This is a genomic window from Candidatus Tisiphia endosymbiont of Stenodema calcarata, from assembly GCF_964030695.1.
Taxonomy (GTDB): domain Bacteria; phylum Pseudomonadota; class Alphaproteobacteria; order Rickettsiales; family Rickettsiaceae; genus Tisiphia.
The window spans coordinates 297,470-315,844 of sequence record NZ_OZ034911.1 but is presented as its reverse complement, the minus strand read 5'-3'; the positions used below and the strand labels follow the sequence as shown (position 1 = coordinate 315,844).

The 18,375-nt window shown below is 32.9% G+C and carries 12 protein-coding genes and 1 pseudogene; 5 read left to right on the top strand and 8 right to left on the bottom strand.

Features of this window, described 5'->3' with window-relative positions; translation table 11 throughout:
* Window positions 1-21: 21 nt before the first annotated feature.
* From lpdA to ACQH1W_RS01460, 4 genes and pseudogenes are all read right to left on the bottom strand, one after another.
* The gene (gene lpdA, locus ACQH1W_RS01475; protein WP_375332418.1) at window positions 22-1,410 is read right to left on the bottom strand and encodes a dihydrolipoyl dehydrogenase; all 1,389 of its coding nucleotides are present in this window, start codon (window positions 1,408-1,410) and stop codon (window positions 22-24) included.
* Between the two features lie 229 nt (window positions 1,411-1,639).
* A pseudogene (locus ACQH1W_RS01470) lies at window positions 1,640-1,783 on the bottom strand (Fic family protein); the annotation flags it as partial.
* Window positions 1,784-1,981: 198 nt separating this feature from the next.
* A complete protein-coding gene (locus tag ACQH1W_RS01465) occupies window positions 1,982-2,242 on the bottom strand; it encodes a type II toxin-antitoxin system RelE family toxin (protein ID WP_341762410.1) in 261 nt (86 codons plus the stop codon).
* Window positions 2,232-2,456, bottom strand: a complete 225-nt coding sequence (locus ACQH1W_RS01460; RefSeq protein ID WP_375332419.1) for a DUF6290 family protein — start codon at window positions 2,454-2,456, stop codon at window positions 2,232-2,234. Before ACQH1W_RS01460 ends, ACQH1W_RS01465 begins: the two co-directional genes overlap by 11 nt.
* An 83-nt stretch (window positions 2,457-2,539) precedes the next feature.
* Here ACQH1W_RS01460 and ACQH1W_RS01455 point away from each other — a divergent pair, with 83 nt between their 5' ends.
* Complete coding sequence (locus ACQH1W_RS01455) at window positions 2,540-3,229, top strand: M48 family metallopeptidase (protein ID WP_375332420.1); 690 nt, start codon at window positions 2,540-2,542, stop codon at window positions 3,227-3,229.
* Between the two features lie 34 nt (window positions 3,230-3,263).
* Here the strand turns inward: ACQH1W_RS01455 and ACQH1W_RS01450 are convergent, their stop codons facing one another.
* The 3 genes from ACQH1W_RS01450 to ACQH1W_RS01440 form a co-directional block, all read right to left on the bottom strand.
* On the bottom strand, window positions 3,264-4,580 hold the full coding sequence (locus tag ACQH1W_RS01450) for a palindromic element RPE1 domain-containing protein (RefSeq protein ID WP_375332421.1): 1,317 nt from the start codon (window positions 4,578-4,580) through the stop codon (window positions 3,264-3,266).
* A 122-nt stretch (window positions 4,581-4,702) separates the two neighbouring features.
* Window positions 4,703-5,353 carry a ribulose-phosphate 3-epimerase gene (gene rpe / locus ACQH1W_RS01445; RefSeq protein WP_375332422.1) on the bottom strand — a complete coding sequence of 217 codons (651 nt, stop codon included), beginning with the start codon at window positions 5,351-5,353 and terminating at the stop codon, window positions 4,703-4,705.
* The gene (locus tag ACQH1W_RS01440; protein ID WP_375332423.1) at window positions 5,340-5,474 is read right to left on the bottom strand and encodes a hypothetical protein; all 135 of its coding nucleotides are present in this window, start codon (window positions 5,472-5,474) and stop codon (window positions 5,340-5,342) included. The genes rpe and ACQH1W_RS01440 overlap by 14 nt, the downstream gene beginning before the upstream one ends.
* 158 nt (window positions 5,475-5,632) lie before the next feature.
* Here ACQH1W_RS01440 and ACQH1W_RS01435 point away from each other — a divergent pair, with 158 nt between their 5' ends.
* The 4 genes from ACQH1W_RS01435 (at window position 5,633) to ACQH1W_RS01420 (ending at window position 14,722) form a co-directional block, all read left to right on the top strand.
* Window positions 5,633-7,177 (top strand): acyl-CoA carboxylase subunit beta, encoded by a 1,545-nt coding sequence (locus tag ACQH1W_RS01435; protein WP_425361092.1) that lies wholly within the window; start codon window positions 5,633-5,635, stop codon window positions 7,175-7,177.
* 21 nt (window positions 7,178-7,198) lie between these two features.
* The gene (locus ACQH1W_RS01430; protein WP_425361091.1) at window positions 7,199-9,196 is read left to right on the top strand and encodes an acetyl-CoA carboxylase biotin carboxylase subunit; all 1,998 of its coding nucleotides are present in this window, start codon (window positions 7,199-7,201) and stop codon (window positions 9,194-9,196) included.
* A gap of 58 nt (window positions 9,197-9,254) precedes the next feature.
* Window positions 9,255-11,102 carry a sensor histidine kinase NtrY-like gene (locus ACQH1W_RS01425; protein WP_375332426.1) on the top strand — a complete coding sequence of 616 codons (1,848 nt, stop codon included), beginning with the start codon at window positions 9,255-9,257 and terminating at the stop codon, window positions 11,100-11,102.
* A 218-nt stretch (window positions 11,103-11,320) separates the two neighbouring features.
* Window positions 11,321-14,722, top strand: coding sequence for an autotransporter domain-containing protein (locus ACQH1W_RS01420; protein WP_425361090.1), 3,402 nt, complete (start codon window positions 11,321-11,323; stop codon window positions 14,720-14,722).
* A 37-nt stretch (window positions 14,723-14,759) separates the two neighbouring features.
* On the opposite strand, the gene ACQH1W_RS01415 is transcribed toward ACQH1W_RS01420, so the two are convergent.
* Entirely contained in the window at window positions 14,760-18,341 is a 3,582-nt protein-coding gene (locus ACQH1W_RS01415) for a hypothetical protein (RefSeq protein WP_425361089.1), read from the bottom strand.
* Window positions 18,342-18,375 lie beyond the last annotated feature (34 nt).

Here is an 18,375-nt window from a genome sequence, read left to right as displayed (position 1 = left end):
AAGTAGCAAAAAGAAATTTTTTTATATATGAATAGCCTTACCATAAGCCTGTAATACCGCTTCTCCCATCATTTCAGATAAAGTTGGATGTGGAAAAATGCTATTCATTAAATCAAGTTCCGTACCCTCCATAGTTCTAGTGATTACATAACCTTGAATTAGTTCGGTAACCTCTTCACCTATCAAATGAGCTCCTAACAATTCTCCAGTCTTTATATCAAAAATCGTTTTTATCATCCCTTCATTATAACCATCAACCAAGGCTTTACCGTTAGCGATAGATGGGAATCTGCCAATTTTTACTTGGTAACCAGCTTTTTTCGCTTGTTCTTCAGTAAGTCCTACACTAGCAATCTGTGGTGAGGAATAAGTACAGCCTGGAATATTACGTTTCTCTATAGGATGAGCCTTAAGACCCGCTATAGTTTCCGCAGCAATAACACCTTCATGACTTGCCTTGTGGGCAAGCCATGGTGCTGATGTTACATCACCTATTGCATAAATGCCTTCTTCCGAAGTTTGCATAAACTGATTGGTAATAATATGACCTCTATCTATTTTGATATTAGTTTTTTCTAAATTAAGGTTTTCCGTGTTACCAACTATACCAACGGCTATAAGCAAGATTTCAGCTTGTATCTTGTAATTTTTTCCATCTATCTCAACTTCAACTACAACATGGTCTTGAGTTTTGCTATGATTTAACAATTTGCTATTAGTATGAATTTTTATACCTTTCTTTTCAAAGGTTTTTCGTGCCATTAAAGAAATTTCCTCATCTTCACTAGGTAAAATCCTATTTCGTGCTTCAATTACAGTGACACTTGTTCCTAAATCATTATAAAATGAAGCAAATTCTATACCAATCGCTCCTGATCCAACAATAATCATAGATTTTGGTAATTTATCAAGAACCATAGCCTCTTTGGAGGTAATAACTTGCTTGCCATCCGGCTCAAATCCATCTAAGATTCTAGATCTTGCACCTGTTGCAATTATTATATCCTTGGCTTTAATCGAAATCTTTTGACCATTATTATTGATATCTACTACCTTGCCTGTTCCTAGCCTAGCCGTGCCATCAATTATCATAACCTTATTTTTTTTTAGCAGAGATTTAATACCCGATGTTAACTGTGTCGATATATCTCTAGAACGCTGTACTATTTTTTTTAGGTCAAAACTTGCTTCACCTACTATAATACCATAATCTTTAGCATGTCTAATTTTTTGAAATAATTCAGCTGATTTAAGCAGTGCTTTTGTTGGGATACAACCCCAATTTAAGCAAACTCCCCCTAAATGCTCCTTCTCAATCAACACAACTTTTTTATTTAGTTGTGCGGCCCTAATTGCAGCCACGTAACCACCTGGTCCACCACCAATAATCGCTAGATCGTAATTTTCCATTAATATATCCACTCATTCTTTCTAGATTTCTTTTATAACTTAATTTAACGGAAGAGTCTATTATTGAAATTTATAACAAGTTTGATTTTTTATATACTCAAATGATTTGAAGAATTGGATTTGAAAATGAATGGTGAGCAAGCGGAACGTACATATAGTACGTGAGCATGCGAATCCATGATATTTTCAAAAAACAATTCTTCAAAGCAGAAGAGTATACCTTTATGAGTTAGGATACCTTCCTTATAACTCCAAAGATTAGATCACGACTGGCCGACGCAGAAGAAATATCCTTATGTAATAGAATATAATCTTTCCTTGAAAACCAACTATTTGGTAATTTTATTTTAGCAAATTCTAACCTAGACTTAGGATTTTTGACTTGAGATACTACATATATTAACATGATAGTATCATATGATACTATCATTGGCTATAAAATAATATTAGATTTTAAATACAGAGTAATTTGAACTTTGCAGCTATATAGGCTTAATAACGGCGTTGGGATGATAAGCGAGAGTCCTCTAGCCTCCGTAATTTCTAGTATTTAGATGTGCTAATATCGGTTTTAATCATATATTTCACGTCTATGTCCTACATTAATAACCAAAATCAGCGATTCGTTATTACTAATATTGCAAATAATTCTATAATCATCAACTCTGTAACGCCAAAGACCTTTCTTCTCTCCAACAAGACTTTTGCCAAAATCATGAGGATTAATAGAGATTCTGCTTTCCAAATAGTGAATTATACGTTGTTGTATATCTTTATTTAATTTTGAAAATTGTTTTCTACTACGATCCGTAAACAGAATACTATAAGCCATTTTCCTTTTTAATTTGATTTAATGAATAAGTTTTAAAACCATCGTTATAAAACTCATCTAAAGCTTGCCTGCCAATTGTAAGATCCTTTTGATCGACTAAATATAACTCTACAGCTTTTCTTAGTATATAGGCTTTACTACGGTCATGCACTTTAGCAAAAGTTTCAATTTGTTTATTTAACTGATCATCTACGTTAAAAGATAAAGTATGCATAATTAAGTTACTCTTAATAAATTTAATTAACTATTATTATCAATATACTATATTAATAATAATTTTTAAATTAGATTTTAAACATGAAACATCAGCAGATTACTTTAGATAAACTAGGGGCTGATATTGACATTCCAGTAAGATATAGTAATAAAGCCAAACGAATTAGCATTAGAATAAACCACAAAGGAGCTGAATTAGTTTTACCTAATAAAAATTTTAATACAGGATATAAGTTTTTATTAGAAAAAGAATCTTGGGTTAGGCAAAAACTGCAAAAATTTTTAAACAAGCCTCCCTTTGATTATAACACAATAACAATCTTTGACGAAGTATATTCGTTATTAAATATTGATGCAGATTATGAAAAAGTACAAATCACAGATGATGTTATTCAAATATATTCTTTACCCTCACAACACAAAAGTACTTTAGTAAGGTTTTTGAAAGATATGTTGTTATTAGAAATCGCAAAACTTGCTACTCTTCTAGCGAAAGAACATAATATAAACTTTACTAAAATTAAAATTATGAATAATAAGAGCAAATGGGGAAGTTGCTCTAGTAAGGCTGTACTTGCTTTTAATTGGCGTCTTATTTTTGCTCCAAAAAAAATATTAAAATACTTAGTGGTCCATGAAATATGTCATATAATTGAAATGAATCACAGTCCTCATTTTTGGAATTTAGTAGCAAAACTTTATCCAGACTATAAGTTGGCTAAATTATGGCTTAAGGAAAATGGCAATAATCTCCATCAATATTTGCAATAATCCGTAACTTACGGCTTTTTAGTTAGAATTTTCATTATTTACTTATTAATTGATCAAAATATTTAATAATTTGTGCTAAATCCTGTACACCATTATAGTTAAGATTTTTAAAATTGTTAGGATCAGGTAGGTGATCGATATATTCCTCACTTAACCTTAGAAAAAACACCTGTCTATTGGAGTCGCCAGTAAAATGAAAATTTGCTATACCTATGCCTTCTAAAGTTGGCATATCACGATCATCACCTACTGTTATCACTTGTTCTTTTGTTTTATCAATTACAATAGTTGTATGCCCACTTACTCCCACGCTAGTTGCTGGTAAGTGATCTGAATTAAACTCTCTAAAAAAATAAATATCACCTATTTGTACATCTGCAGGTTGTACTGGTCTATATAACGGTATCAAACTAGCCTGCTTAGAATCTTTCCAAGGTTGAGGAATAAACCCACCCATATAGGATCTATATATACATAGCTCATCAGAGGTATCTAATGCTACAGGTACTAACGTCACTAAATCAACGAAAGACGAACAATCTTGCGGCTCAAATGTTTTGCCTTTAGGATACAAACTCTCTTCATCTAGTGAGCCACCAAATGAATAACCACTATGCACAAAACCAAAACCATTAATACCGTTTTTAGTATAATGCCAACTATAGTTTGGTGGTATAACAACACTAGATGGTATAGCAATTACATGAGTAATCGCGGAATTAAATATATCAATTGCATTAATATTAGTTCTCTTTCGAAACTCTACTTCTGCTGGTAATTTATTCGTCGCTCCGGTACTCGAATCCTCACGTACATCTAAGTACGCTGCGGTTCTGCGTTCCGTGGCTTCTTTAAATTCCTCAGCATAAGCAAGTTTCGAAAGAGAACTATTATTTAAAGCAAAATATACATACCATATTGCACAAGAGCTAAAAGTAGTTTTAGAAGTACCATAATACCCTTGGCTTCTTAAAATAGGTAAATTATCTCCAATATTATTATTATAATCATTTGGCAATACACCATTTGCTATTTTTATGATATTGGCTTCATCATTGATAAATAACTGATTAACCCCACTTAGCACTTCTTGCATTTTATTATATTGAATTCCCGGTGGTAAATTATCATTGTTTACAATAAGAGTATTAATACTTACAATATTCTCTAAATCATTTGCTAATTTATCCTTTACACTCTTAATTAAAGTACTGTCAGTAATAGTCTGTTTTTGTTTGTCCCATAATATTTTATTTTCAGCTAGAATCTTATTTTGCTCATTACATAATGCATGTTGATAAGCTCTAGCTTTATATATTGCAATTAACGCAATTAATTTATTATTTTCCATTATATTATCTCCTAGAACTGTTTGTAGATATCAAGAGTTGATTATAAAACATAACTATATTATTGATCAATATATTTAATATGTTAATACATATTAATAAATGACCTTGTGGTATAAATAGTTTAATGTTTTAGTAAGTCTATTTGTTTTTGATAATCTTTTGACTGGAAAATAAAATTACCTGATACTAAAATATCAGCTCCAACTTTTATACAGTTCTTACCGGTAACATCATTTATTCCTCCATCTACAGAAAGCATTATAGGTTTACCAAAATTTTTGATTTTTTCTGAAATAATTTTGACTTTCTCTAACTGATTCTCTATAAACTTTTGGCTAGAAAAACCGGGGTTTACGGTCATTGCTAGAATTAGATCTACTTTATCAATAATATAATCTATAGAATTTGGACTTGTAGAGGGAAGTAGTGCCACCCCAGCTTTTAGCCCTAAATTTTGAATAATACTTAAAGTTCTGTCAAGATGAATAGTGGTTTCAGGATGGATAGTGATAATATCTGCTCCGCTACTAGCATAGTCTTTAATCGAATATTCTGGGTTATTAATCATTAAATGTACGTCAAATGGTAATGTAGTGTGAGGTCTTAAAGCTTTTATTATAGGAGACCCAAATGTTAAGTTAGGTACAAAATGTCCATCCATAACGTCTATATGGATCATATCAGCACCAGCTTCTTCCAAAGAACTGATTTCTTTTTGCAAATTAGCAAAATCTGCTGATAGTAACGAAGGTGCGATCTTAATTATTTTCACTTTTGTTTTTATCCTCAATATGAACTTTTTGACTATTTTTTCTTCTTGCTATATTCTGTTTTAAAGCACTAGACAGTTTTTGAAATTTACTCTCACTAAATTTACTCCCATTATTTTGCAATTTCTGCTGCTTTTCCTTTGTTATAAAAACCTTCCTATAAACTTTTTTAAGTTTTACTACTTACATTCTATAACTATTCAAATAAATTTCTACTATCTTTTCGACATTTTATTATTATACTACAGGTTATGATTTTATAATGAACTAGTATAGCCATAATGAATCAACATATTGTAAATTCTCCTGAATCACTTGATGAAAAGCGTAATAATGCCCGTCAAGGTGGAGGGGGAGAGAGGATCGCCTTACAACATAAAAAAGGTAAACTTACTGCAAGAGAAAGGATAGAAGTATTATTAGATCCTGAGAGTTTTGAAGAAACAGGAATGTTTGTTGAACATAGATGCAGTAATTTTGGCATGAACGACAAAAAATTCCTAGGGGACGGTATAATAACTGGACATGGCACCATAAATGGTAGGTTGGTTTTTGTGTATAGCCAAGATTTTACGGTGTTAGGTGGATCTCTTGGAGAATATCACGCTAAAAAAATTTGCACTATACTCGATTCTGCTTTAGCAGTAGGAGCACCAGTTATTGGCATAAATGATTCGGGGGGTGCAAGAATTCAGGAAGGGGTTGACGCCCTTGGTGGTTATGGAGAATTATTTCAACGCAATGTAATTGCTTCCGGTATTATTCCACAAATCACCTTAATTATGGGACCTTGTTCTGGTGGGGCTGTTTATTCTCCTGCCTTAACAGATTTCATATTCATGGTTAAAAATACTTCTTATATGTTTGTAACAGGACCAGACGTAGTTAAAACTGTTACAGGTGAAGAAGTAAGCCAAGAACAACTTGGCGGGGCAAAAATGCATACTACAAAGAGTGGTGTTGCTGACCTTGCTTTTAAAAATGATATAGAACTACTTCTAGAAACTAGAAGGTTTTTTAATTTTTTACCTCTATCAAATAGTAGTCCTCTACCACATCGTCGTACCGAAGACCCAGCTGATCGGGTTGATATGTCCCTAAACACCTTAGTCCCAAGCATTCCAAACAAAGCTTATGACATGAAAGAATTAATTGAGCGTATTGTTGATGAAGGAGAATTTTTTGAGCTGCAACCAGATTTTGCTAGAAACATTATAATCGGCTTTGGTTATATGGAAGGAAGACCTATAGGATTTGTTGCGAATCAACCATTACATTTAGCTGGCTGTTTGGATATTAATGCATCAAGAAAGGCAGCAAGGTTTGTTCGTTTTTGTGATGCGTTTAATATCCCAATAGTAACTCTAGTTGATGTACCAGGTTTTTTACCTGGCACTGATCAAGAGCATAACGGAATTATTAAACATGGAGCAAAATTGTTATATGCGTATGCTGAAGCGACTGTACCAAAAATTACCATAATTACTAGGAAAGCTTATGGTGGAGCTTATATAGTGATGAACTCAAAACATCTTCGTGGGGATGTAAATTACGCGTGGTTCAACTCAGAAATTGCAGTACTTGGAGCTGAAGGAGCTGCTGAAATAATATTTAAAGAAGAATGCAAAGATCCAGAATCAAAAAAACAAAAAATCCAAGAGTATAAAGATACTGTTACTTCTCCTTTCGCTGCAGCATCTAGAGGATACCTAGACGATATTATAAAGCCTCAAAATACTAGATGGCGCATATGTAAAGCACTAAACTTTCTTCAAAACAAAAAAATACAATTACCATGGAAGAAGCATGATAACTTACCACTTTAGTATACTTAAGCACGAGATTTTATGACTAAACCATTATTTGATAAAATTTTAATCGCCAATCGTGGTGAAATAGCTTTGAGAATAATGCGAACCCTAAAGAAGATGGGTATTACATCAGTTGCCGTATATTCTGAAGCAGATACACATTCAATGCATGTACAATATGCTGATGAAGCTTATTATATCGGCAATTCTCCTGCCACTGAGAGCTATTTGTCAATTAAAAATATTGTAAATGCTATTAGAGCAAGTGGTGCTTCGGCGGTGCATCCAGGATATGGATTTTTATCAGAAAATTCAAATTTTGCAAATATCTTAAAAAGGGAAGGAGTTGCCTTAATAGGTCCCAATGCTTCTGCTATTAAGAAAATGGGTGATAAAATTGAAGCAAAAAAAATCGCTATGGAAGCAGGAATCAGCCTAGTCCCTGGCTATATTGGTACTATCAGCAATATAAATCAGGCCATAGAAATTGCAGAAAAAATAGGTTTCCCTGTTATAGTTAAGGCAACAGCTGGTGGTGGTGGTCGTGGAATGAGAGTGGTAAAAAACTCTGAAGAAATGGCTAATGCCTTTGAATCAGCTAAGCTTGAGGCAGTAAATAATTTTAGCGATGGTAGATTATTCATTGAAAAATTAATTCAGTCCCCAAGGCATATTGAAATACAATTATTAGCTGATCAGTATGGTAACAGTGTTTGTCTTGGTGAGCGAGAATGTTCAATTCAACGTTATCATCAAAAAGTGATTGAAGAAGCCCCAAGCTCCTTTATTACCGAGGAAATACGGCAAAAAATGTATAAAGAGACCTTAGCTTTATCTAGCAAGGTCGGTTATTACTCAGCCGGTACAGTTGAATTTATAGTTGATTTAGATAAGAACTTTTATTTCCTTGAGATGAATACTAGGCTACAAGTTGAGCATCCAGTAACTGAACTAATCACTGGTATTGACATAGTAGAAGAGATGATAAAAATTGCTGCTGGTGAAAAATTATCATTTTCTCAAGAAGATATAAAATTAAAGGGGCATGCGTTTGAATCTAGAATTTGTGCAGAAAATCCAATGCGTGGATTTCTGTCGTCTAGTGGCAGAATTACTGAATATGCAGAACCACCAAAAAATGCTAACATACGTGTGGATACAGGTCTTGGACTTGGTGGAGAAGTCAGTATGTTTTATGATTCAATGATTGCAAAACTTTGTACTTACGGAGAGACTAGAGAACAAGCTATTGAGGTTATGCGTTCTGCTTTAAGTGCTTACATAATACAAGGTATTTCTCATAATATTAGTTTCTTAGAAGCAGTAATATCACATCCTCGTTTTATAGCAGGTGATATAAATACTGCATTTATAGAAGAAGAATATCCAGATGGTTTTTCTGGAGCAAGCTTAACTTCTGAAATCACTAAAATATTCCTAGCTACAGCCATTTTTGTTTATATTGCCGAGCAAAAACGTGCTTCGTTAATCTCTGGTCAAATAGTCGATCAAACTCACAAAATCGGTACTAGATGGGTTGTATCAATTGATGACAAACTATTTCCAGTTTTAATTAAATCAGTAGATTATGGTTATAATATAAGACAAGAAAATGATAGAATTTATATACGTAGTAACTGGAACTTAGGTAGTAGACTCTTTTCCTGTATTGTAAATGGTAGAAAAGCCAATGTAAAAATTGGCAATATCTTAACAGGTTATATGTTATCACATTCAGGCATTACTGTTAAAGCTTACGTCCGTTCCCCACGGATGTCTGAACTAGAAGCGTTGATGATTACAAAAAATATCCAAGAAGAGCAAACAGAACTGCACGCCCCGCTTGCAGGACAAATTATTGCAATTAAGGTTCAAGAAGGTAGTAAGGTAGTTATTGGTCAAGAGATTATGGTTTTAACTGCCATGAAAATGGAGAATATACTTGTTGCTGAGCGTAATGGGAAAATTGCTAAAATCCTAGTTAATGAGAAAGATCAGGTGATTAGTGGACAGGTGTTACTTGAATTTGCTTAGGTTTAAATTAGGTAGGGGTAGAACTTCAAATATACTCAAATGATTTTGAATAATAAAAATGTTGAATTACTTTTATCGAGATATTAAAAAATATTGTAGTAGCGGTAAATTAATATTTGTTCTAATAATTGTAGCCATTATATTGGCTTGCTCGACTTATTATGTGATTTCAATTGAGTCGAAATCTCTTGGTCCAGACCCAAGTAGAGTTATAGGGCTTATATTAGTAGATCTTGCTGTATTCTTACTTTTAGGCATTTTATTAGCTCGTAAATTTTTACGAGATTTTATTGATAAAGGTGAAAGAGAGACGTCTTCGAAATTACAAAATCGTATCATTATTACCTTTAGTTTGATTGCTACAATCCCAACTATTATTGTTTCAGTGTTTTCAGCATATTTTTTTAACTTTGGTATTCAATCTTGGTTCGATAAAAAGATTTCTGCTGTGCTTGATCAGTCGATAATAGTAGCAGAATCTTATATAGACGAACATAAACTACAGTTACGCGAAACAGCATTATCCGTCGCTGATGATTTAACTGAAATGTATTATAATTTAATACATAATCCCCTTTCATTTAATGAAGCATTAAATACTGAAGTTGAGATGCGCTCTCTTGACGAAGCTATGGTTTTACATAGACCTACTAATACTGTTATTGCTAATACATTCTTAAGTTTTGCAATTTCATTTGCTACTATTCCAGCTCATTTAATGAAAAGAGCTGAGCTAGGAGAAATTGTTGAGATAAAATCTGATCCTAAAAAGATTCGAATGCTTACAAAACTTAAAGATCATAATGATATATATTTGTTGGTAGGTAGATTGATTGATGCTAAAATTATTGATCATATTGATAAAACTAACGGTGCAGCTGAAGAATATTATCGTCTTAAAAAACATATATCCAGTATGCAGATCAAATTTTCTATAGTATTTATTTTTATTGCTTTATTACTGCTATTAGCTGCAATAAGCTGGGGGATGATTTTTGCTACAAAGATAGTAAAGCCTATTCGGAAATTAGTGATTGCTACTGAAAAGGTTAAAAATGGTGACTTAACTATTCAAGTACCAGAAGACCTTGTTAATAAAGATGAAATAAGCGTTTTATCCTCAGCTTTTAATAGGATGATTAAACAAATTGATCATCAACAAAGAGATCTAGTTATAGCTCAGCGTGCACTTGCTTGGTCTGACGTAGCAAGGAAAGTAGCTCACGAGATTAAGAATCCTTTGACGCCTATTCATCTTGCCTCCGAAAGATTACTTAGGAAATTTAGTAATCAAGTTGAAGATAAGACAGAGTTCAACAAATACATACAGATGATTGTACGTCATACTGACGATATTAAGAAAATTGTCTCTGAATTTGTTAATTTTGCAAGACTACCAGCCCCAATATTTATGGATTGTGATCTAGTAATTCTTATAAAGAATATGGTTGAATCACGAAAATTAATTAATGATAAAATATTATATAAATTCATCACAACTGATCAACACATAGATTTTATCTGTGATACAACTCAAATTAATCAGATTATGGTTAATTTATTAAAAAATGCCGAAGAATCTATAGGACTTACTAGATTTCAACAAGGTGTTATTGCTGTTTCTATAACCAAGTCTAACCATCAGATTACTATTACAGTAAATGACAATGGAGTAGGATTCCAAGCAAATTTAATTGATAGGGCTACAGAAGCCTATATAACAACTAGATCTAAAGGAACTGGTTTAGGGCTAGCCATTATCAAAAAAATAGCACAAGATCATTGTGCAACACTAGAGTTAGCAAACAAGTACGAGGGGGGAGCGATTGTCAACATAACATTCAACCTTGATGAATTAAAATTAAAGATCAATAATTCGAAGTCAATAAATCACATTTTTACTTAATATTCTTTCCTTACTTTACCTCTTTCTTGACAGCTCTCTCATATTTAAAGTCATGCTTTATAACAATATACTTAATCTGTAATCGTGATTTTTATCACATATTAGTAAATCTTTCTTTAAAAATAAAATTATAAATACAGTTTCTACTTTCCCTCTCTATGACAATTGCATTAACATTAATTAATCTTTAATAAATAAATTAACTGATAGGTAATAAAATGGTTTTATTTAACAAGTTACAAAATAATTTTCTTATTAATATATCTAATAGATATTTAGTAACAAGGTGCATAATTTTTCTTTTTTTGTTTATTCTATTTTTTTTATTACAAGGGTTTGGTACATCTAATGTTTTGGCAGCAGGAGTAAGAAATGAGAAAATAAATCTACCTAATCCAGACCCAACTACTAATAGAGAATACTTTGAAAATGAAATAGAGGCAACTTGGCAACTTATTAATGAAGCTCATGGTGAGTTGAAAATACTAGAACGAACACGTAATTCACAAATAATAGACAGATTTGGGGATTATGACAATGAGTTGAAAAAAGAATTTGGTTCACAAAACAATTATTATCCAGGAACACTTGAGTTACTAGAAGCAGATTATTTAACATTACTTGATTTACACAGAGATTATAGTTTAGAGAAAGAAATGATCGAAGAAAAAATATCAGATAACGAAACACGGAAAGGTATAAAGGAGAAAGGTTTAGCCGAAATAAAGGAACTAATAAAGAAAAATGATGAAGAATATTATAAAGCTCAATCAGATGCTGAACGAAAGCCTTTGGTGGAAAAGGACGAATTCTTATTAAAAATAAAAGAAGAATTAGAGGAAATCTCACATCCAAATGCTGTATACTTGAAGAATGAGAACAACAAACAAAGAGGGAACGAATACAACGTAGTAAACACAGACCCCGAAATTTACAAAGACAATTTTTCAGATCATTCAAGTATAGTTGAAATTTTAAAAGAAATAGACATATCTCCACAAGACCTAAGGTACGATGATAACACAAAAGAAACTCTCCATACTAAACTTAATAAAGTAAATCAAAAGTTAGAAAATTTGGCACAGGATATGAGTAAGATAGAACAGCAAGAGTCAATACTCAACCAAGAAAAAGATAATTACGACAAACTATCAAGTTCTATTGATATAAAAAAAGATAAAATCTGCAAGTTAGAAGAAACAAAAAAATACTTTGAATCTAAGTTAGATTGTAAAGAGGCTAATTTACCTGCTTTACCAAAGAAGAAACTACAGTTTAGGAATGTGGCAGCACACATTATTTCTATTATCAAAGCACAACCTCAAACTTCTAATAGTTTGGTGTCAGTAAAATCACCTTATATATCTCTTGACGACCAACCTCCAGCTCCAAGCTTAAATATGCAAACAGAGATATTACCATACCAAATAGATCCTTCTGTTGTTACGCCTCTAATATTAGATACCACTCAACCTAATAATGAAACGCTAACCAATAAGGCTATACCACAAGTAAACACTAAAAGTTTACACGATGAATTGCAAGAGTTTTCAACAGAAAATGACGGTAATAATCAACGTAAGGAGATTATTACTCGCAGGCATAGCATCGAAACAGAACAACCTAAACATTATCAAGATAATAAAACTATTACTCGTACGTTTAGCCTCGAACTCCCCCGACCCCAATCACTAGACGAAGAATTTTTCTCTTATCACAGCAGCACACCAGAATCTGAAGAGGAAGAGTGGAGCGACTCTGAAGATGAACCACTCATAGATACTCCCAAAAGGTTTTCACGGTCATCTTCATTAGCACCACTCGATCCACAATATTATTCAAGAAGATCATCAGATGCTTCAAATCTTGATTCTAGTGATGAAGTAGCAGTAGTAACGTTTCCCCCCCTACCAATAACTCAAGAACAATCTTCAACAACGCACACAGTAGTTGACCAAGTTGTAGTATACAATGTGGACAATAAACAAGGGGTAAGCGAAAACAACATAGAACTACATGAATATGAGAATCCATCGAAACTTTACAAAACTAAAAGGCAGAAAAGGAGTATAGCTGTACATGATAATGTAGTTGTTGTTCAAAATGAAGTATTTGATGAAGATAATCTTGGGTTAGAAGAATTGTTTAAAGAAGAAGCTGTGCCAATAGTAGCTAATGAGCAACTTCCCGAGGAAGAACATCATGCAATTCAACCTCTTGAGGCTGTACCTCAACCTCCTGCAGATGTAGTCCACGTAGAAAATAATCCTCCTGCAGTTCAACCTCTTAAGGCTGAACATGATATATTTGATGAAGATAATCTTGGGTTAGAAGAATTGTTTAAAGAAGATGCTGTACCAATAGTAGCTAATGATCAACCTCAGGAGGCTGAACATGATGCAGATGGACAACATGTAGATGAACAACAACACGCAGATGAACATCTTGCAGCTAATGATCAACCTCCTGAGGCTGAACATCATGCAGATGGACAACATGCAGATGGACAACATGCAGATGAACATCAGAAGGATGAACATTTTGTAACTAATGAGCAGCCTCTTTCAGCTGCACCTCAAACTCCTCTAGAAACTATAGCATTAGTTGAAAAAAAATCTTATATCCCACCTATTAATTTTGATATCGAACAAAATATAGCAAAATATACTACATATATAGAATTTGATTACTTGGATTTAATTTCAAATGCTTTAAGTACTCGAAATCAAAATAATCTATTAACAGATAATCCTACGGTAAAAGCGGCAGGGGATAATGATTATTATATTAAAAAAGGAGGGTGGATTCAAGTTATGAGGTCTACTAGCAAACAAAAAGGAAATACTTTACCCTTTAAAAATAATCAGCAAGGCTTCGTTCTAGGTTTTGATGCACAGCCTCTTGATGAACTTATTATAGGAATCGCATATGCTAATGCAAATTCATATACTAAATTTCAAAACATCTTTAATGACAAGCAAAATATTATTTTACATGTAGCTGCAGTTTACAGCAAATATACATTATCACCAAATATGTATCTGAGTTCTTATCTTAAATATGGTAAAGCCTTTATTAAAAATCTAGGGAAAAGAGACACTATATCCATTAATAGCAAGACTAACGGTTATGTAGGACGTGCGAAGCTTGAAACTCACTATAAAGTTGATTTAGATAAATTTTTGTTCAAACCAATGGTAGGAATAATATTTGATCGTTTTCTAATCAAAAATTTTACAGAATATAGGAAAGATTTTAATATTAATGTACCAACTAGGAAAGGAAAAAGAGTATCATTTGAAACTGGCATTGATTTCAGTAAACGCATTTTGGTAAAAAATATTTCAATTATTCCTAAGGTACACTTTAAACTAGATCAGACTATTTTACTAAATAATTCAACCGACATTATTAATTTTACTAGCATAGAACAGCATACTCAAACAGTAGCTATCACAAAATCTCTAAGACCATCTCCAAAAAATGTTATGTACACTTTAGGAGGTTGTATAAACATGCAATCTGTATCAGCACTTGAATTAGGTGCTGGTTATGATTATAGTTTAAAGAAAAGTTTTACTACCCACTCTTTCTATGTTAATGGATCAGTGAAATTTTAATATAAGTTGCTAATTATGTAATAATTAGCAACTCTCGTTAACAATCTCTACCACCACCTACATTTCGGTTAGGTTGTTTATTAGCAAGTCCTTTCTTATCTAGAGAACCATCTAGAGCAGGGGTAGCATTAGCATCATGTAATAGCTGAGACGCATCCTTAAAAAGAGGGTCAGCTGTTACACGATCAGGTTGCAACCCGGGAACAGCAGCTGAATTTACCCTAATATTACCTTGGGCATTTTTAACTATTCCTACATATTCTCCTTTGTTTTTAAGAACTTCTTGCTCAAGTTTCTCAAGAGTACTTTTATCTACTGGTAAAGTATAAGTTTTACCCTTACGTTTCAAATATAAAGGTGACTTATTGTCCTCAGAACAAGAAAATATTTCTGTAGGTTTGGTCAGATGCACCAACTTGCCATTCTTATAGTGAGCAGTCAAATACACAGCATCTTCTTTACTAATATTACGTCCATTTGTATCTTGTACTGCAAAAGACATATGGCACGCCCCCTGCATATCTATAGATAACGGTATATTTACCATACGAGCATTTTTAATTTCTTCTCCCTCACTAGTTTTATATTTAGCATTTTTGTCATCATGACTCAATATTGTTTCATTTATTGTCACAACATCCTTACCGTTTTGCTGCAAACTAAAGCTCTTATCTGCTCCTTTATCTTGCCATTCAATATCTTTATACTCAGCTGCAAATTTTTTATGAATATCTGTATAGCCTCTTTGTTCAATATTTTCTATCTCTCGTAGTACTTCTGAGTCCCGCAATACTTCGGATAATCCGCCAACATTTTTTTGGGCAAATTGAGCAAAACTGCTTGTAGATTCCAAAGAAAATTTATTAACAATTGGTCGGACTTGCTCTCTTGACAATTCCTTAAAAGCTTGCAATATTTTATCATCGTCATAAACATTACCCTTAGTCTTATCCTGAACTAATACTTTATCTACAGACATGCCACTATCCATCCTAGGGCTATACTCTGTACCTACTGATTGATACAACTTTTGCCTATTATCTGTTTGGCTATCAACTGCTCTAAACTCTTTAGTAATAGTCTCTGTTTCCGTACCTATTGACTTACTAGCTATCTCATCCGTTTCCATCCCAGCTTCTTGTACTTCCGGCTTAATTTGTAATTTTTCCAACTGACTTAGAAGTTTAGCGTTTTTAGCTTCAAGTTCCGCTATTCTAGCCTGTTGATCTTTTTGGATTCTTTGGGCATGTTCCTGAGCAACCTCCAACCTCCCCCAAAGTTCATCTATATCCCCTTTTTGTTTTTCTTTTAAGGCATTATACTCTAAATCTTTTCTTGCACTAAGTGTTTCTAGCTGATTTTTTGTATCTTCTTTTATTTTTTCTAACTGAGATTTTAAACCCGCATTCTCGTCGGTTACTTTATTTAGCTGAGTTTTAAAGTTTTTATTTTGGTCATATTGCTCATCAGAAATAAGTTTTTCCAACGTTAGTTTTTCTTGGGCTTCGGTTAATTCTTGTTGAATTTTCTTTAGCTCTGCCTGTTGTTTTTCGTATTCTGCCTCTAAATAATTATACTTTAAATCTTTCTTCCCACTAAGTACCTCTAACTGTTTTCTTTCATTTTCTATTTCTTCTAACTGAGTTTTTAAACTATTATTCTCATTGGTTAATCCACCTAGCTGAGCTTGTAATTCTTTAGCTTGCTTACTTTCTACACCATATTCTTGCTCAGCTGCCTTTAGGCTTTCTTGAACGATTATTAATTCTTGTTGCTTCTTTTCTAGCTCACTCCAACTTTTTTGCTGTTCTAATTTTAGTTGTGATAATTCCTCATCTACCTCTTGCAATTTCGCTGCATAATTTTCTTTTGCTTTACTATACTCTAAATTTTTTGCTTCACTAAGTTCTACTAGCTCTTTTTTTTCATTTTTTTCTGCTTGTAACTGAGTATTTAAATTAGCATTCTCATTGGTTAACCCATCTAGCTTAGCTTGTAATTTGTCAGCTTGATCACTTTTTGCTTCTAGCTGAATTTGCAGCTCTTTATACCTATTACTTTCTTCTCCAAATTTTTTTTGTTCTACTGATAATTTTTCATTTAGCTCTCGCACTACTGCTACTTGTTCTACTTTGGCTCTCTCCAATTGTTCCTCAAACCCTTCTGCCTTTTTTTGTATTGCTTGAGCTTCATTCTTCTCTAATCCTATTTCTTTAGTAAGCTTATCTATCTGACCTTTCTGATTTTCTGTATTTTGTTCTGCCACTGCTAACTTAGTCATTAACTCATTTTCCTTATTAGTGAGTTCTGTTACTTGAGTTTGTAGTTTTTTAGCCTGCTCACTTTCTGTTGCTAGCTGATCTTGTAATTTTTTAGTTAGCTCACTTTTTTCTTTGGATTGATTCTGTGCTAATAATAACTCCTCTTGAGATTTTTCTAATAATTGTTGTTTCGCATCTAACTCATTCCGACTTTTTTGTAATTCTTCTTTAGCTAGTTCCGATTGTCTATTAAATTCCTTTGCATGACTTTCCTGTGCTGCATTTAATTCATTTTGCAACTCACCATAAACCTTGTTTAAATCAGCTAGCTTAGCTTCTAATTTTGTATTTTGCCCATCTTTCTCTCTAAAAGTAAGTTTTTCTAAATTTAACTCTTCTTGTTTTTTCTCTAACTCATTCCTTGTTTGTTGCAATTCTAATTGTAGTTGAGATTGTAGTTCCGATAATTTCTCAGTTGCCTCTTGCAATTTTGCTGCATAATTTTCTTTTGCTTTATACTCTAATTCTTTCTCCACACTAAGTACCTCTAGCTGTTCTTTTGCATTTTTCTCTGTAGCTTCTAACTTAGCTCTTAATTTATCATTTTCACTGGTTAACTTATCTATCTGATCTGACAAAGATCCATCTGATTCACCTAGCTCCTGTAGTTCATCTGCCCAACTACGTCCGTGAGATATCGTAGATTGTTGTTGCTCTTCCTTTTCTCCCTCCAGTTCCCTAATCCGTTCTTGGAGTTCACTTATTCGTTCTAGATTTTTTTTGCTTTCTTGTTCTGCAGATAATTTTTCCGTATCTATCAATGATTTTAATTGCTGTAATTGATGATCTTGATCATCTATTTTACCCTGTGCAATCTTAAGCTGTTCATTCAACTTATTAATCTCAATTTGACGTTTCACTGACGCCTCAGCATCATTAGCTCTTTCTTGTAATATAGAATACTGGCTAACTGAACCTTCTTGTTGTTTTGCACTGGATAGAGGGGGGTAAGATTTTTGTTCCAATTGCTTTAATTCTTCAAACAACTGCTCTTCTTTTTGCTTGCTTTGCTTAATGATTTTAGTCTTTGCATCTATTTCGTCTTGGATTGTCTTTATTTCTTTTTCCTGGAGTATTATATTTTCATATTGTTTTGCTAGTATAGGCTCTTGTTCTGAAATAGCTTTTATATCTTTTTCTATCTCCGCTTGACGTTCCTTAAACAATTCTTGTAGTATTGGCTGAGCATCAACTGTCAAATTATCAGCTAAATCTTTCTTTTGTAACTCCTTTTTTAGCTCTATTAAATTTCTATCTCTTTCTTCTAAATTCTGCATACTGGCATTAAGCTCGACCATAAGCTGCAAATTTTTCTCAAGTAATTGTTCTTTG

What these genes read in the sequence shown, in the direction of transcription:
- lpdA (WP_375332418.1), bottom strand. Translation starts at nt 1,410, where the DNA reads ATGGAAAATTACGATCTAGCGATTATTGGTGGTGGACCAGGTGGTTAC.
- ACQH1W_RS01465 (WP_341762410.1), bottom strand. Translation starts at nt 2,242, where the DNA reads ATGGCTTATAGTATTCTGTTTACGGATCGTAGTAGAAAACAATTTTCA.
- ACQH1W_RS01460 (WP_375332419.1), bottom strand. Translation starts at nt 2,456, where the DNA reads ATGCATACTTTATCTTTTAACGTAGATGATCAGTTAAATAAACAAATT.
- ACQH1W_RS01455 (WP_375332420.1), top strand. Translation starts at nt 2,540, where the DNA reads ATGAAACATCAGCAGATTACTTTAGATAAACTAGGGGCTGATATTGAC.
- ACQH1W_RS01450 (WP_375332421.1), bottom strand. Translation starts at nt 4,580, where the DNA reads ATGGAAAATAATAAATTAATTGCGTTAATTGCAATATATAAAGCTAGA.
- ACQH1W_RS01435 (WP_425361092.1), top strand. Translation starts at nt 5,633, where the DNA reads ATGAATCAACATATTGTAAATTCTCCTGAATCACTTGATGAAAAGCGT.
- ACQH1W_RS01430 (WP_425361091.1), top strand. Translation starts at nt 7,199, where the DNA reads ATGACTAAACCATTATTTGATAAAATTTTAATCGCCAATCGTGGTGAA.
- ACQH1W_RS01425 (WP_375332426.1), top strand. Translation starts at nt 9,255, where the DNA reads ATGTTGAATTACTTTTATCGAGATATTAAAAAATATTGTAGTAGCGGT.
- ACQH1W_RS01420 (WP_425361090.1), top strand. Translation starts at nt 11,321, where the DNA reads ATGGTTTTATTTAACAAGTTACAAAATAATTTTCTTATTAATATATCT.
- ACQH1W_RS01415 (WP_425361089.1), bottom strand. Translation starts at nt 18,341, where the DNA reads ATGGTCGAGCTTAATGCCAGTATGCAGAATTTAGAAGAAAGAGATAGA.